This is a genomic window from Citrobacter sp. 172116965 (assembly GCF_013458095.1).
Classification (GTDB): domain Bacteria; phylum Pseudomonadota; class Gammaproteobacteria; order Enterobacterales; family Enterobacteriaceae; genus Citrobacter; species Citrobacter braakii.
In genome coordinates, this window is record NZ_CP046673.1 from 413741 (window position 1) to 428224 (window position 14484).

At 51.6% G+C, this 14484-nt stretch carries 18 protein-coding genes and 1 pseudogene; 15 read left to right on the top strand and 4 right to left on the bottom strand.

What is annotated here, in order from left to right:
• Positions 1-85 precede the first annotated feature (85 nt).
• The 4 genes from kefG to slyD all read left to right on the top strand — a co-directional run bounded on the left by kefG (position 86) and on the right by slyD (position 3351).
• A complete protein-coding gene (gene kefG, locus GPJ68_RS01900; RefSeq protein ID WP_003023629.1) occupies positions 86-637 on the top strand; it encodes a glutathione-regulated potassium-efflux system ancillary protein KefG in 552 nt (183 codons plus the stop codon).
• Positions 637-2442 carry a glutathione-regulated potassium-efflux system protein KefB gene (gene kefB, locus GPJ68_RS01905; protein ID WP_047358154.1) on the top strand — a complete coding sequence of 602 codons (1806 nt, stop codon included), beginning with the start codon at positions 637-639 and terminating at the stop codon, positions 2440-2442. Before kefG ends, kefB begins: the two co-directional genes overlap by 1 nt.
• Positions 2443-2450: 8 nt before the next feature.
• The gene (locus GPJ68_RS01910) at positions 2451-2651 is read left to right on the top strand and encodes a YheV family putative zinc ribbon protein (RefSeq protein WP_016154768.1); all 201 of its coding nucleotides are present in this window, start codon (positions 2451-2453) and stop codon (positions 2649-2651) included.
• A 94-nt stretch (positions 2652-2745) separates the two neighbouring features.
• On the top strand, positions 2746-3351 hold the full coding sequence (gene slyD, locus GPJ68_RS01915) for a peptidylprolyl isomerase (protein ID WP_003023634.1): 606 nt from the start codon (positions 2746-2748) through the stop codon (positions 3349-3351).
• A 49-nt stretch (positions 3352-3400) separates the two neighbouring features.
• Here slyD and GPJ68_RS01920 read toward each other — a convergent pair whose 3' ends face one another.
• Positions 3401-3619 carry a protein SlyX gene (locus GPJ68_RS01920; RefSeq protein ID WP_003023639.1) on the bottom strand — a complete coding sequence of 73 codons (219 nt, stop codon included), beginning with the start codon at positions 3617-3619 and terminating at the stop codon, positions 3401-3403.
• A gap of 232 nt (positions 3620-3851) precedes the next feature.
• On the opposite strand from GPJ68_RS01920, the gene fkpA reads away from it, so the two are divergent.
• From fkpA to bfr, 11 genes and pseudogenes are all read left to right on the top strand, one after another.
• Complete coding sequence (gene fkpA, locus GPJ68_RS01925; RefSeq protein WP_104652068.1) at positions 3852-4670, top strand: FKBP-type peptidyl-prolyl cis-trans isomerase; 819 nt, start codon at positions 3852-3854, stop codon at positions 4668-4670.
• A gap of 167 nt (positions 4671-4837) precedes the next feature.
• Positions 4838-5560 (top strand): transcriptional regulator, encoded by a 723-nt coding sequence (locus tag GPJ68_RS01930; RefSeq protein WP_003023643.1) that lies wholly within the window; start codon positions 4838-4840, stop codon positions 5558-5560.
• Positions 5560-5946 (top strand): sulfurtransferase complex subunit TusD, encoded by a 387-nt coding sequence (tusD, locus tag GPJ68_RS01935; RefSeq protein ID WP_016154766.1) that lies wholly within the window; start codon positions 5560-5562, stop codon positions 5944-5946. The genes GPJ68_RS01930 and tusD overlap by 1 nt, the downstream gene beginning before the upstream one ends.
• A complete protein-coding gene (gene tusC, locus GPJ68_RS01940; RefSeq protein WP_047415984.1) occupies positions 5946-6305 on the top strand; it encodes a sulfurtransferase complex subunit TusC in 360 nt (119 codons plus the stop codon). The genes tusD and tusC overlap by 1 nt, the downstream gene beginning before the upstream one ends.
• A gap of 7 nt (positions 6306-6312) precedes the next feature.
• Complete coding sequence (gene tusB, locus GPJ68_RS01945; protein WP_016157620.1) at positions 6313-6600, top strand: sulfurtransferase complex subunit TusB; 288 nt, start codon at positions 6313-6315, stop codon at positions 6598-6600.
• A 125-nt stretch (positions 6601-6725) separates the two neighbouring features.
• Positions 6726-7100 (top strand): 30S ribosomal protein S12, encoded by a 375-nt coding sequence (rpsL, locus tag GPJ68_RS01950; RefSeq protein WP_003023654.1) that lies wholly within the window; start codon positions 6726-6728, stop codon positions 7098-7100.
• A 95-nt stretch (positions 7101-7195) separates the two neighbouring features.
• Positions 7196-7666, top strand: coding sequence for a 30S ribosomal protein S7 (gene rpsG / locus GPJ68_RS01955; RefSeq protein ID WP_016154763.1), 471 nt, complete (start codon positions 7196-7198; stop codon positions 7664-7666).
• A gap of 96 nt (positions 7667-7762) precedes the next feature.
• The gene (gene fusA, locus GPJ68_RS01960; protein ID WP_016154762.1) at positions 7763-9877 is read left to right on the top strand and encodes an elongation factor G; all 2115 of its coding nucleotides are present in this window, start codon (positions 7763-7765) and stop codon (positions 9875-9877) included.
• A gap of 69 nt (positions 9878-9946) precedes the next feature.
• A pseudogene (gene tuf / locus GPJ68_RS01965) lies at positions 9947-11134 on the top strand (elongation factor Tu).
• Between the two features lie 185 nt (positions 11135-11319).
• Positions 11320-11514: a bacterioferritin-associated ferredoxin gene (bfd, locus tag GPJ68_RS01970; RefSeq protein WP_003031111.1), complete on the top strand. Its 195-nt coding sequence runs from the start codon at positions 11320-11322 to the stop codon at positions 11512-11514.
• Positions 11515-11585: 71 nt separating this feature from the next.
• Positions 11586-12059 carry a bacterioferritin gene (gene bfr, locus GPJ68_RS01975; RefSeq protein ID WP_016154761.1) on the top strand — a complete coding sequence of 158 codons (474 nt, stop codon included), beginning with the start codon at positions 11586-11588 and terminating at the stop codon, positions 12057-12059.
• Positions 12060-12096: 37 nt separating this feature from the next.
• On the opposite strand, the gene GPJ68_RS01980 is transcribed toward bfr, so the two are convergent.
• The 3 genes from GPJ68_RS01980 to gspL are packed head-to-tail and all read right to left on the bottom strand — an operon-like array spanning position 12097 to position 14482.
• Positions 12097-12876 (bottom strand): A24 family peptidase, encoded by a 780-nt coding sequence (locus GPJ68_RS01980; RefSeq protein WP_104652403.1) that lies wholly within the window; start codon positions 12874-12876, stop codon positions 12097-12099.
• A complete protein-coding gene (gene gspM, locus GPJ68_RS01985) occupies positions 12873-13340 on the bottom strand; it encodes a type II secretion system protein GspM (protein WP_104652404.1) in 468 nt (155 codons plus the stop codon). Before gspM ends, GPJ68_RS01980 begins: the two co-directional genes overlap by 4 nt.
• Positions 13337-14482: a type II secretion system protein GspL gene (gene gspL / locus GPJ68_RS01990; protein ID WP_104652405.1), complete on the bottom strand. Its 1146-nt coding sequence runs from the start codon at positions 14480-14482 to the stop codon at positions 13337-13339. Before gspL ends, gspM begins: the two co-directional genes overlap by 4 nt.
• Positions 14483-14484 lie beyond the last annotated feature (2 nt).

Sequence of the window (14484 nt, forward strand, 5' to 3'; positions counted from 1 at the left end):
AATGTGTGGGCTATTTGCCGCACCGAGGCGCAATGGTAGCCCAAAACGTCGAAAATAGACAAAAGACAAAACCGGGAGGGGGATGATGTTCCAGCCAGCGAAAGTCTTGCTGCTGTATGCCCATCCGGAATCTCAGGACTCGGTCGCGAACCGGGTGCTGCTTAAACCGGCCATGCAGCTCAGCAATGTTACCGTGCACGACCTGTACGCGCACTATCCTGACTTTTTTATCGACATTCCGCATGAGCAGGCGCTGCTGCGCGAGCATGATGTGATTGTTTTTCAGCATCCGCTCTACACCTATAGCTGCCCGGCGTTGTTAAAGGAGTGGCTTGACCGTGTACTGAGCCGAGGATTTGCCAGCGGCCCCGGGGGGAATCAACTGGCGGGAAAGTACTGGCGGAGCGTTATCACTACCGGCGAGCCGGAAAGCGCCTACCGCTATGACGCGCTAAACCGTTATCCAATGAGCGATGTACTGCGCCCTTTTGAGCTAACGGCCGGTATGTGCCGCATGCACTGGATGAGCCCTATCATTGTCTACTGGGCCAGACGGCAAACGAAACAGGAGCTGGACAGCCATGCGAAAGCGTATGGTGACTGGCTGGCGAATCCGATCCCTGTGGGAGGCCGCTGATGGAAGGTTCTGATTTATTGACTGCCGGCGTGTTGTTCCTCTTCGCGGCGGTGGCTGCCGTTCCGCTGGCCTCAAAGCTGGGTATCGGTCCGGTGCTGGGTTACTTGCTGGCGGGGATTGCTATCGGCCCATGGGGATTAGGGTTCATCAGCGATGTGGATGAAATCTTACACTTTTCCGAACTGGGCGTAGTTTTTCTGATGTTCATCATTGGGCTGGAACTGAATCCAGCCAAACTGTGGCAATTGCGGCGTTCAATTTTTGGCGTCGGCGCCGCGCAGGTGATGCTAAGCGCGGTCGTGCTGGCAGGGCTACTGATGCTTACAGCGTTCTCCTGGCAGGCAGCAGTGGTTGGCGGCATTGGTCTGGCGATGTCATCGACTGCTATGGCGCTACAGTTGATGCGCGAAAAAGGCATGAATCGCAGTGAATCCGGACAACTGGGCTTTTCGGTGCTGCTATTTCAGGATCTGGCGGTGATCCCCGCATTGGCGCTGGTTCCGTTGCTGGCGGGGTCTGCTGACGAACATTTTGACTGGATCAAAGTGGGGATGAAGGTGCTGGCCTTTGCCGGCATGCTGATTGGCGGGCGCTATTTGCTGCGTCCGGTTTTCCGTTTTATTGCGGATTCTGGCGTGCGGGAAGTGTTCACCGCCGCCACGCTGCTGTTAGTGCTGGGTTCTGCTTTATTTATGGATGCGCTGGGTTTGTCGATGGCGCTGGGGACCTTTATCGCGGGCGTTCTGCTGGCGGAAAGCGAATACCGACATGAGCTGGAAACGGCAATCGATCCGTTTAAAGGCCTGTTGCTTGGCCTGTTTTTTATCTCCGTAGGTATGTCGCTTAACCTTGGCGTGCTCTATACCCATATTTTATGGGTAGCGGCGAGCGTGATGGTGCTGGTGGTCGTAAAAATGCTGGTGCTGTATGTACTGGCGCGTCTTAACGGCATGAGAAGCTCAGAACGGATGCAGTTTGCCGGGGTTTTAAGTCAGGGCGGTGAATTCGCTTTCGTGCTGTTTTCAACGGCCTCTTCCCAACGGCTGTTTCAGGGTGACCAAATGGCGCTGTTGTTGGTGACCGTCACGCTATCGATGATGACCACGCCGCTGGTGATGAAGTTGATTGATAAATGGCTCTCCCGCCAGTTTAACGGCACGGATGAAGAAGATGAAAAACCCTGGGTGGAAGATGATAAACCGCAGGTGATTGTGGTGGGTTTCGGGCGCTTTGGTCAGGTTATTGGTCGTCTGTTGATGGCCAATAAAATGCGTATTACCGTCCTGGAAAGAGATATCAGCGCAGTGAATTTAATGCGCAAATATGGCTATAAGGTCTATTACGGTGATGCCACGCAGGTGGATCTGTTGCGTTCCGCGGGTGCAGAAGCCGCACAGTCTATTGTTATTACCTGTAATGAACCTGAAGACACTATGAAGCTGGTGGCGCTGTGCCAACAGTATTTTCCGCATTTGCATATTCTTGCGCGTGCGCGCGGACGTGTAGAGGCGCATGAGTTATTACAGGCTGGTGTGACGCAGTTTTCCCGCGAAACATTTTCCAGTGCGCTGGAGTTAGGGCGAAAAACGCTGGTTACGCTAGGGATGCATCCGCACCAGGCTCAGCGCGCTCAGCTGCATTTTCGGCGGCTGGATATGCGCATGTTGCGGGAACTGATCCCCATGCACACGGATACGGTACAAATCTCCCGAGCCAGGGAAGCCCGGCGCGAGCTTGAGGAGATTTTCCAACGAGAGATGCAGCAAGAGCGACGTCAACTGGATGGCTGGGATGAATTTGAGTAGAGGTAACCATGGCAATTCGTAAACGTTTTATCGCAGGCGCAAAATGTCCGTCCTGCCAGGCGCAGGATACGCTGGCGATGTGGCGCGAAAATAATATCGATATTGTTGAGTGTGTTAAGTGCGGTCATCAGATGCGGGAAGCCGATAAAGAGGCGCGCGAGCACGTTCGCAAAGAAGAGCAAGTGATCGGGATTTTTCATCCGGACTAGCGATATGGCGCAGCTTTTTTTAAGCTAGAGGGTACACGGGTGCAGAATTCCGCTACAATCTGCGCCACTATTCTTTCCATGCTCAGGAGATATCATGAAAGTAGCAAAGGACCTGGTGGTCAGCCTGGCCTATCAGGTACGTACAGAAGACGGTGTGTTGGTTGATGAGTCTCCGGTGAGTGCACCGCTGGACTACCTGCATGGTCACGGTTCCCTGATTTCTGGCCTGGAAACAGCGCTGGACGGTCATGAAGTTGGCGACAAATTCGATGTTGCTGTTGGCGCAAACGACGCATACGGTCAGTACGACGAAAACCTGGTGCAGCGCGTTCCTAAAGACGTCTTCATGGGCGTTGACGAACTGCAGGTTGGCATGCGTTTCCTGGCTGAAACTGACCAGGGTCCAGTACCGGTAGAAATTACCGAAGTGGAAGACGACCACGTTGTGGTTGACGGTAACCACATGCTGGCTGGCCAGAACCTGAAATTCAACGTAGAAGTTGTCGCTATCCGCGAAGCGACCGAAGAAGAGCTGGCTCACGGCCACGTTCACGGTGCGCACGGTCACGACCACGATCATGACCACGGTCATGACGGTTGCTGCGGTGGTCACGGTCACGACCATGGTCACGAGCACGGTGGCGAAGGCTGCTGCGGCGGTGGCGGTAAAGGTAACGGCGGCGGTTGCGGTTGCCACTAATCAGTATATGGCATAAAAAAAAGCGGGAATATCCCGCTTTTTTTATGTCTCAATAATGTGGCGGCGGGGTCTCTTCAGACTGCGACGCGATGTGGGACGGCTGCGTTGCCTTGAGCTTCTCCGTCAATAAACGCAGATGGTCGCGGAGTTTTGCCATTTCCAGTTCATGCGCGGTCACCGTCACGTTGAGCTCTTCAATGGTTATCTCCTGAAATGCCAGGCGACTTTCCAGTTCAGCCAGGCGAGTTTCCATTGTTGTATCCTGCATGATTCACCTCTTTCTTTTTTCTCCGGCAGATCGCGGACTGCGGCGAATTCTACTTAACTTTGCCTGTTTGCACAGCACTCAATCTTCGGTCACGAAACTAATTTAAACAAAAAGAGTCTGAAAAGTGGTGATAATAGGGCGTGCCCGTATGTTGATTTGTTCTGCAACGCTTTATAGTACATTTTTATGTTAGCTAACCTTGGGGTGAGATGCCCCGGCCCTGGAGATATGGATGAAATCACTGTTTAAAGTAACGCTGCTGGCGACCATAATGGCTGTTGCTCTGCATGCCCCGATCACCTTCGCTGCTGACGCTGCGAAACCAGCCGCTACTGCTGACAGCAAAGCAGCATTCAAGAATGACGACCAAAAAGCCGCTTACGCGCTGGGCGCGTCCCTGGGTCGTTATATGGAAAACTCTCTGAAAGAGCAGGAAAAACTGGGCATCAAACTGGATAAAGATCAGCTGATCGCTGGCGTTCAGGATGCGTTTGCAGACAAGAGCAAACTGTCTGACCAGGAAATCGAACAAACTCTGCAGGCGTTTGAAGCACGCGTGAAGAGCTCCGCTCAGGCGAAAATGGAAAAAGACGCGGCTGACAATGAAGCCAAAGGTAAAGTTTACCGCGAGAAATTTGCTAAAGAGAAGGGCGTTAAAACCTCTTCTACTGGCCTGGTCTATAAAGTAGAGAAAGAAGGTACCGGCGCTGCACCGAAAGATAGCGATACCGTGGTAGTCAACTACAAAGGTACGCTGATTGATGGTAAAGAGTTTGATAACTCTTATACTCGCGGTGAGCCGCTCTCTTTCCGTCTTGACGGTGTTATCCCGGGCTGGACCGAAGGCCTGAAAAACATCAAGAAAGGCGGCAAAATCCAGCTGGTTATCCCGCCGGATCTGGCTTACGGCAAAACCGGCGTACCGGGCATTCCGGCTAACTCTACGCTGGTCTTTGATGTTGAACTGTTAGACATCAAACCGGCACCGAAGGCCGATGCGCAGCCAGATGCTGCACCGGCAGCTAAAGCTGCGGACAGCAGCAAAAAGTAAGTAACCAGATACCGCCGCCCACAGGGCGGCGGTTTTTTATTATCGACAGGATATAATTAATACTGGAAAGCGCCTTGTGCGCTGTATTACTTTAGATGCCCCTATAATAGTGATGAGCCTGCCCTGACAACATAACGACAGGCTCCTGAAAAGGAGTGCTTTTTTTCATGTCCAGGTCGCTTTTAACCAACGAAACCAGTGAGCTAGATTTACTGGATCAACGTCCTTTCGATCAAACCGATTTCGATATCCTCAAATCCTACGAAGCGGTTGTGGACGGGTTGGCGATGCTCATTGGTTCCCATTGTGAAATCGTATTGCACTCTTTGCAGGATTTGAAATGCTCGGCCATCCGCATTGCTAACGGTGAACACACGGGCCGCAAAATTGGCTCGCCGATTACTGACCTTGCGTTGCGTATGCTGCATGATATGACGGGTGCGGATAGCAGCGTGTCGAAGTGTTACTTCACACGTGCGAAAAGCGGTGTCTTGATGAAGTCGGTGACGATTGCCATTCGCAACCGTGAGCATCGCGTGATTGGTCTGCTGTGCATCAACATGAACCTTGATGTTCCATTCTCGCAGATAATGAATACCTTTATCCCACCGGAAACCCCGGAAGTGGGTTCTGCCGTTAACTTCGCTTCTTCGGTGGAAGACCTGGTTACCCAAACGTTGGAATTCACGATTGAAGAAGTGAATGCTGATCGTAATGTTTCCAACAATGCCAAGAATCGCCAGATTGTCCTGAATCTGTATGAGAAAGGTATCTTCGATATTAAAGATGCCATTAACCAGGTCGCCGATCGGCTGAACATCTCCAAGCACACGGTTTACCTCTATATTCGTCAGTTCAAAAGCGGCGATTTCCAGGGGCAAGACAAGTAATGCGTTTTGCCATTATGGTGACGGGGCCAGCTTATGGCACGCAGCAGGCGAGCAGCGCGTTGCAATTTGCTCACGCGTTACTTAAAGAAGGGCATGAGCTATGCAGCGTCTTTTTCTATCGTGAAGGTGTGTATAACGCCAACTTCCTGACTTCACCTGCCAGTGATGAATATGATCTGGTGCGGGCCTGGCAACAGCTGAACCAGCAGCACGGCGTGACGCTGAATATCTGCGTAGCTGCGGCGCTGCGTCGCGGCGTCGTTGATGAAACAGAAGCGAAGCGACTGGGACTGGCAGGGGCTAATTTACAATCAGGTTTTAACCTCAGCGGGCTGGGTTCGCTGGCTGAGGCATCCCTGACCTGCGATCGCGTGGTGCAGTTTTAATGAAACGTGTTGCTTTTGTCTTTTCTACCGTGCCACATGGCAGTTCGTCTGGCCGCGAAGGGTTAGATGCCTTACTGGCGACATCGGCGTTAACGGAAGACCTCGGCGTATTTTTTATCGGCGATGGCGTTTTTCAAATCCTCCAGGGACAACAGCCGGATGTCGTGCTGGCTCGCGACTATATCGCAACCTTCAAGCTGTTAGGGTTGTACGATATCGATCAATGTTGGCTTTGTGCCGCCTCGTTACGCGAGCGGGGCCTCCAGCAGGGGGGTAATTTTGTGGTCGATGCGACAGCGTTAGAACCGGAAGATTTACGCCGTGAGCTAGGCAACTATGACGTCATTTTAAGGTTTTGAGATACTCATGCTGCACACATTACATCGTTCCGCGTGGCTTACCGATTTCTCCTCTCTTCTTCGCCTGATTGATAAAGACGATGAACTTTTATTGCTTCAGGATGGCGTGACCGCGGCAATAGAAGGAAGCCGTTTCCTTGAAAGTCTGCAAAATGCCTCCATTAAGGTCTATGTACTGGAAGAAGACATTAAAGCTCGCGGCTTAGGTGGTCAAATTTCAGACAGTGTCGTCAGGGTTAGCTATACTGACTTCGTCAGACTTACGGTGAAGCATCCCAGCCAGATGTCCTGGTAATTGTGGGATCGTTGTATATTTCTTGACACCTTTTCGACACCGACCTAAAATTCTGCGTCCTCATATTGTATGAGGTCGTTTTATTACGTGTTTACGAAGCGAAAGCTACAACCAGGAGCTATTTAATGGCAACAGTTAACCAGCTGGTACGCAAACCACGCGCACGCAAAGTTGCAAAGAGCAACGTGCCTGCACTGGAAGCATGCCCGCAGAAACGTGGCGTATGTACTCGTGTATATACTACCACTCCTAAAAAACCAAACTCCGCACTGCGTAAAGTATGCCGTGTGCGTTTGACTAACGGTTTTGAAGTGACTTCCTACATCGGTGGTGAAGGTCACAACCTGCAGGAGCACTCCGTGATCCTGATCCGTGGCGGTCGTGTAAAAGACCTCCCGGGTGTTCGTTACCACACCGTTCGCGGTGCGCTTGACTGCTCCGGCGTTAAAGACCGTAAGCAATCACGCTCCAAGTATGGCGTGAAACGTCCTAAGGCTTAATGGTTCTCCGTTAAGTAAGGCCAAACGTTTTATATTAATGTCAAACTAAACTCGTAGAGTTTTGGACAATCCTGAATTAACAACGGAGTATTCCCATGCCACGTCGTCGCGTCATTGGTCAGCGTAAAATTCTGCCGGATCCTAAGTTCGGATCAGAGCTGCTGGCTAAATTTGTAAATATCCTGATGGTAGATGGTAAAAAATCTACTGCAGAAACCATCGTATACAGCGCGCTGGAGACCCTGGCTCAGCGTTCTGGTAAAGATGGCCTGGAAGCTTTTGAAGTAGCCCTTGAAAACGTGCGTCCGACTGTCGAAGTTAAGTCTCGCCGCGTTGGTGGTTCTACTTATCAGGTTCCAGTTGAAGTCCGTCCGGTTCGCCGTAATGCCCTGGCAATGCGTTGGATCGTTGAAGCTGCTCGTAAACGCGGTGATAAATCCATGGCTCTGCGCCTGGCGAACGAACTTTCTGATGCTGCAGAAAACAAAGGTACTGCAGTTAAGAAACGTGAAGACGTTCACCGTATGGCAGAAGCCAACAAGGCGTTCGCACACTACCGTTGGTAATCCCTTCGGAGTTTTAGTCACCAGGCGGGCGCTTCTAGTAAGCAGCCCGCTTTGGGCTACTTAAATTGAACGCCTAAAAGATAAACGAGGAATCAAATGGCTCGTACAACACCCATCGCGCGCTACCGTAACATCGGTATCAGTGCGCACATCGACGCCGGTAAAACCACTACTACCGAACGTATTCTGTTCTACACCGGTGTAAACCATAAAATCGGTGAAGTTCATGACGGCGCAGCCACCATGGACTGGATGGAACAGGAGCAGGAGCGTGGTATTACTATCACCTCCGCAGCGACTACTGCATTCTGGTCTGGTATGGCTAAGCAGTATGAACCGCATCGCGTTAACATCATCGACACCCCGGGGCACGTTGACTTCACTATCGAAGTAGAACGTTCCATGCGTGTGCTTGATGGTGCAGTAATGGTTTACTGCGCAGTTGGTGGTGTTCAGCCTCAGTCTGAAACCGTATGGCGTCAGGCAAACAAATATAAAGTTCCACGCATTGCGTTCGTTAACAAAATGGACCGTATGGGTGCGAACTTCCTGAAAGTTGTTGGTCAGATCAAAACCCGTCTGGGCGCGAACCCTGTTCCGCTGCAGTTGGCGATTGGCGCTGAAGAAGCGTTCACCGGTGTTGTTGACCTGGTGAAAATGAAAGCCATCAACTGGAACGAAGAAGATGCAGGCGTAACCTTCACTTATGAAGATATCCCGGCTGACATGCAGGAACTGGCTGAAGAATGGCACCAGAACCTGATCGAGTCCGCTGCGGAAGCTTCAGAAGAGCTGATGGAGAAATACCTGGGTGGTGAAGAACTGACTGAAGAAGAGATCAAAAAAGCTCTGCGTCAGCGCGTTCTGAACAACGAAATCATCCTGGTAACCTGTGGTTCTGCGTTCAAGAACAAAGGTGTTCAGGCGATGCTGGATGCGGTAATTGATTACCTGCCATCCCCAGTCGACGTACCTGCGATCAACGGTATTCTGGACGACGGTAAAGATACTCCGGCTGAGCGTCATGCTAGCGATGAAGAGCCGTTTGCTGCTCTGGCATTCAAAATCGCTACCGACCCGTTCGTGGGTAACCTGACCTTCTTCCGCGTGTACTCTGGTGTGGTTAACTCCGGTGACACCATCCTGAACTCAGTGAAAACTGCACGCGAGCGTTTTGGCCGTATCGTACAGATGCACGCTAACAAACGTGAAGAGATCAAAGAAGTTCGCGCGGGCGATATCGCTGCTGCTATCGGTCTGAAAGACGTGACCACTGGTGACACTCTGTGTGACCCGGATCACCCGATCATTCTGGAGCGTATGGAATTCCCTGAGCCGGTAATCTCCATCGCGGTAGAACCGAAAACCAAAGCTGACCAGGAAAAAATGGGTCTGGCTCTGGGCCGTCTGGCTAAAGAAGACCCGTCATTCCGCGTTTGGACTGACGAAGAATCTAACCAGACCATTATCGCCGGTATGGGTGAGCTGCACCTCGACATCATCGTTGACCGTATGAAGCGTGAATTCAACGTTGAAGCGAACGTCGGTAAACCTCAGGTTGCTTACCGTGAAGCGATTCGCGCGAAAGTTACCGATATCGAAGGTAAACACGCTAAGCAGTCTGGTGGTCGCGGTCAGTACGGTCATGTTGTTATCGACATGTACCCGCTGGAGCCGGGTTCAAACCCGAAAGGCTACGAGTTCATCAACGACATCAAAGGTGGTGTAATTCCTGGCGAATACATCCCGGCCGTTGATAAAGGCATCCAGGAACAGCTGAAATCTGGCCCGCTGGCTGGTTACCCGGTTGTTGATCTGGGCGTGCGTCTGCACTTCGGTTCTTACCATGACGTTGACTCCTCTGAGCTGGCGTTTAAACTGGCCGCTTCTATCGCCTTCAAAGATGGCTTTAAGAAAGCGAAACCAGTTCTGCTTGAGCCTATCATGAAGGTTGAAGTAGAGACTCCGGAAGAGAACACCGGTGACGTAATCGGTGACTTGAGCCGCCGTCGTGGTATGCTTCGTGGTCAGGAATCCAACGTCACTGGCGTTGTTATCCATGCTGAAGTTCCGCTGTCTGAAATGTTCGGATATGCAACCCAGCTGCGTTCTCTGACCAAAGGCCGTGCTTCTTACTCCATGGAGTTCCTGAAGTACGACGATGCGCCGAACAACGTTGCTCAGGCCGTTATTGAAGCCCGTGGTAAATAAGCCACAGGATTAAAACCTAAGTCCCGTGCTCTCTCCCCAGGGGAGAGCACTATAGTAAGGAATATAGCCGTGTCTAAAGAAAAATTTGAACGTACAAAACCGCACGTTAACGTCGGCACCATCGGCCACGTTGACCACGGTAAAACTACCCTGACCGCTGCAATCACCACCGTACTGGCTAAAACCTACGGCGGTGCTGCTCGTGCATTCGACCAGATCGATAACGCGCCGGAAGAAAAAGCTCGTGGTATCACCATCAACACTTCTCACGTTGAATATGACACCCCGACTCGCCACTACGCACACGTAGACTGCCCGGGCCACGCCGACTATGTTAAAAACATGATCACCGGTGCTGCGCAGATGGACGGCGCGATCCTGGTTGTTGCTGCGACTGACGGCCCGATGCCGCAGACTCGTGAGCACATCCTGCTGGGTCGTCAGGTAGGCGTTCCGTACATCATCGTGTTCCTGAACAAATGCGACATGGTTGATGACGAAGAGCTGCTGGAACTGGTAGAAATGGAAGTTCGTGAACTTCTGTCTCAGTACGATTTCCCGGGCGACGACACTCCGATCGTTCGTGGTTCTGCTCTGAAAGCGCTGGAAGGCGAAGCAGAGTGGGAAGCGAAAATCATCGAACTGGCTGGCTTCCTGGATTCTTACATCCCGGGAACCAGAGCGTGCGATTGACAAGCCGTTCCTGCTGCCTATCGAAGACGTATTCTCCATCTCCGGTCGTGGTACCGTTGTTACCGGTCGTGTAGAGCGCGGTATCATCAAAGTTGGTGAAGAAGTTGAAATCGTTGGTATCAAAGAGAGACTGCTAAGTCTACCTGTACTGGCGTTGAAATGTTCCGCAAACTGCTGGACGAAGGCCGTGCTGGTGAGAACGTTGGTGTTCTGCTGCGTGGTATCAAACGTGAAGAAATCGAACGTGGTCAGGTACTGGCTAAGCCGGGCTCTATCAAGCCGCACACCAAGTTCGAATCTGAAGTGTACATTCTGTCCAAAGACGAAGGCGGCCGTCATACTCCGTTCTTCAAAGGCTACCGTCCGCAGTTCTACTTCCGTACTACTGACGTGACTGGTACCATCGAACTGCCGGAGGGTGTTGAGATGGTAATGCCGGGCGACAACATCAAAATGGTTGTTACCCTGATCCACCCAATCGCGATGGACGACGGTCTGCGTTTCGCAATCCGTGAAGGCGGCCGTACTGTTGGTGCGGGCGTTGTTGCTAAAGTAATGAGCTAATTATTGATTAATTAGCTTTGAGCTTAAAAAGGGCGCTTCGGCGCCCTTTTTGCTGTCCGCTATTTAGCAGTTGTCATATTTATTCGCATTTTTCATTCATTCTCCCGCTGCGTAAATAGCGTTGTGCTATTGTAATCATAACTATTCTCATTTACACTTTGCGCAGAAATTGAACGGGAGCGATCATGTACGTTTGTTTGTGTAATGCGATAAGTGATAAAAAAATACGTCAGGCTGTTCGCCAGTTTCATCCTCAGTCCTTTCAGCAATTGCGTAAATTTATTCCTGTTGGAAATCAATGTGGTAAGTGCATTCGTGCTGCCCGCGAAGTCATGCAGGATGAATTAACGCAAATGCCAGAATTTAAAGAGATCGCCTAAGTCACACTCTTTTTTTTGACATCCCTGTAGCCCCATCTACGCTCTAAGAGTGGAAGCGGAGGGACTATAAAATGAAAGGTGATGTTAAAATCATAAATTATCTCAATAAACTATTGGGAAATGAGCTTGTCGCAATCAACCAGTATTTTCTCCATGCTCGTATGTTCAAAAACTGGGGACTGACTCGCCTCAATGATGTTGAGTACCATGAATCTATCGATGAGATGAAACACGCTGATAAATATATCGAGCGTATTTTATTCTTAGAAGGGCTCCCAAACTTACAGGATCTTGGTAAGTTGGGTATAGGCGAAGATGTTGAAGAGATGCTGCAATCCGATCTTCGACTCGAACTCGATGGGGCTAAAGATTTACGTGAAGCTATTGCCTATGCCGACAGCGTCCATGACTACGTTAGCCGGGATATGATGATCGAAATCCTTGCTGATGAAGAAGGTCACATTGACTGGCTGGAAACGGAACTGGATCTGCTCCAGAAGATGGGACTCCAGAACTATCTTCAGGCACAGATTCGCGAAGCGTAGACGCAAACTTTGCAGAGCGGCAGACCTGCCGCTCCTTTCAGTACCCGATAACACCTGAACTTTGCGCGCTGAAAATCAACCAACCTGCCAGTCCAAGCCACGGACCGAACGCGATAAGCGGTATCGACGTCCTTCGGGTAAGGCGTAGGATCAGCCACCAGACAATGCCCAGCAATGATGCAGCGAGTAAAATGGGCGGTAGCGCTGGCCATCCACACCAGGCACCCATCGCTGCCAGTAGCTTAGCGTCACCCAGGCCGATGCCCTCTTTGCCCGCGATTATTTTGCATCCCCACCAGACCAGCCATAGCGTCAGATAGCCAGCGACAGCGCCGTACAGCGCGTCGGATAACATCTCTCTGTCGTAAACGCTGTGATACATCAGACCGAGCCAGAGCAGCGGCAGCGTCAGCACATCCGGCAGCAGGTACGTCCGGAGATCAATTTGCGCCAGTGCGAAAATAAACCAGAACAGCGTCATGATGGCAATCGCATCAGACATTGAAGGGACAAACGCGGCGCTAAGCGCAAAAACACAAGAACACACCAGTTCAGTCAGTGGGTAACGCCATGAAATGGGCTGCGCGCAGTCCTGGCAACGCCCCCGCTGCCACAGCCAACTGAATAGTGGAATAGTGTTACGCACCGATAGCCTGTGCTGGCAGTGCGGACAGTGCGACGGAGGCCAGGCGATATTCCATGTTTCGCTGTGCCGATGCTCAATCATGATCGGCAGTCGATAAACCACTACATTCATAAAGCTGCCGACTATCAGCCCGACAAATGCCATTGCTGCAATGTTAATGAGTTCCGTCATTTCCCCACCGGATAGAGTTCAAGGGCTTCCACCGCAATCTCCCCGGCGACCGGGCGGGCGCTAAACGTGAGTTGCGAAACCTGTATTCCCTCATTTTGTAGGGTATTAAGCCACGCAAATAATGGTTCGGTTTTGACAACGGGAAGCGAGATCGCAAAATGATCGGGAGTGGATGTCACAACGCTGATATTCAGACCTGCCTGCTGCGCGCTATGTTGTATCAGTGCCGGATCGGTCTTTGTGCCCGGTCTACTGGCAACTAATCCGCGACGCTGAATCGCCTCATTTACCCAATGGATCTCACTCCTGAGACGATCATTTTCCTGCCTCTGCTGTGCAATAGCGTTATCCAGGGGCTGAACCACGCCGTACCAGAATCCCGCCAGCAGACAGAAAATGGCGAGGAATATCAGACTGCGTTGCTCTCTGCCGTTTTTTTCGCTCCACCAGCTATTCATATTCATTTGCGCTCCTTCAGGGTCAGCCGGACGCTATCTGTCGTCCCTTCTGGCGGTTGAGTCAGGATAAATTCGTCGTTTGTCTGCACCATAAAGCGGCGAAGATGTTCCGGATCGCGAACGTTGAGCGTCAAGGTAAAAAGGCGTTGTTCGAGCCGGTAGCTGACCTCGCGGATGGTAAGCCCCGGCAATGTGCTTAATCGGGCCTGAAGCTGAGTCAGTAACGTCAGCACATCCGGATAGCGATCCCTCGCGGACGATTCGAAGAAATATTTAAAATTGCTGTTGCGGTTATCACCTGGGAAATAGCGGTTCCACAGGGTGGCACCTTCCGCTGAGAGCGCCTGTTTCTGTTGATGAAGCTGCCAGAGCATCACCCCTTTCAGCCCTGAGAAGAGCGCTATCGCCAGGGCAAATGTTGCTATGGCGGCATATTTCAGCAGACGCGGGGTCGGTTGTGTCGGGGGCAAAGGGCGGAAGCTGCCGTGTAATACGTTAATGTCCTGAATATTATCGCCATTGCAGGCGCACGCCAGCGGCGGCTGCCAGTCAAGGTATTCGACATAAGCGTGAGGCACAGGAAGCGGGCTGGCGCTGATGATTTTTTGCTCTGTATGGCTGGCGAGTAAATGCGTGAGCAGTGCTTCACTCAGCACGCCTGTTTTCCACGCGTCGTAACGGATTAACCATCGCTCATCTTGTTTTAGCAGACTCCAGCTATCCGTGACATACGGCAGCCAGAAACCATCCGGAACGATATACGTCAACGTCACGCCAGCTGTGCGGAAAGTCGTCAATAGCTCGTTCAGCGTGGTCCTGGCGATCCCGGCGAGATGGAGCGTGTTTTCTTCTCTGGCGAGAACCGTCCAGTGCAGGCTATCTGTATCACCGACAACGGCGTCCTCCACCAGCCAGCCCAGCGTTTGTTCACTGATTTTGTAGTTTTCCGTCGGTAATTCGACGCGACGAAAACAGAAATAATCAGGTGACAGGAACAGGCAGGCGTTACCGGCATCCGGCAGGTCGGCCAGCGCGTTTGGCTGGAGGTAATCCGCCTGTTCAACAATAACCGGAGGCTGTGTCCCTATGGGGGCGCACCATTCCAGTTTTCCCGGCAGCGGACGTAGCAGTAATGTGTCTGGCGTCATTT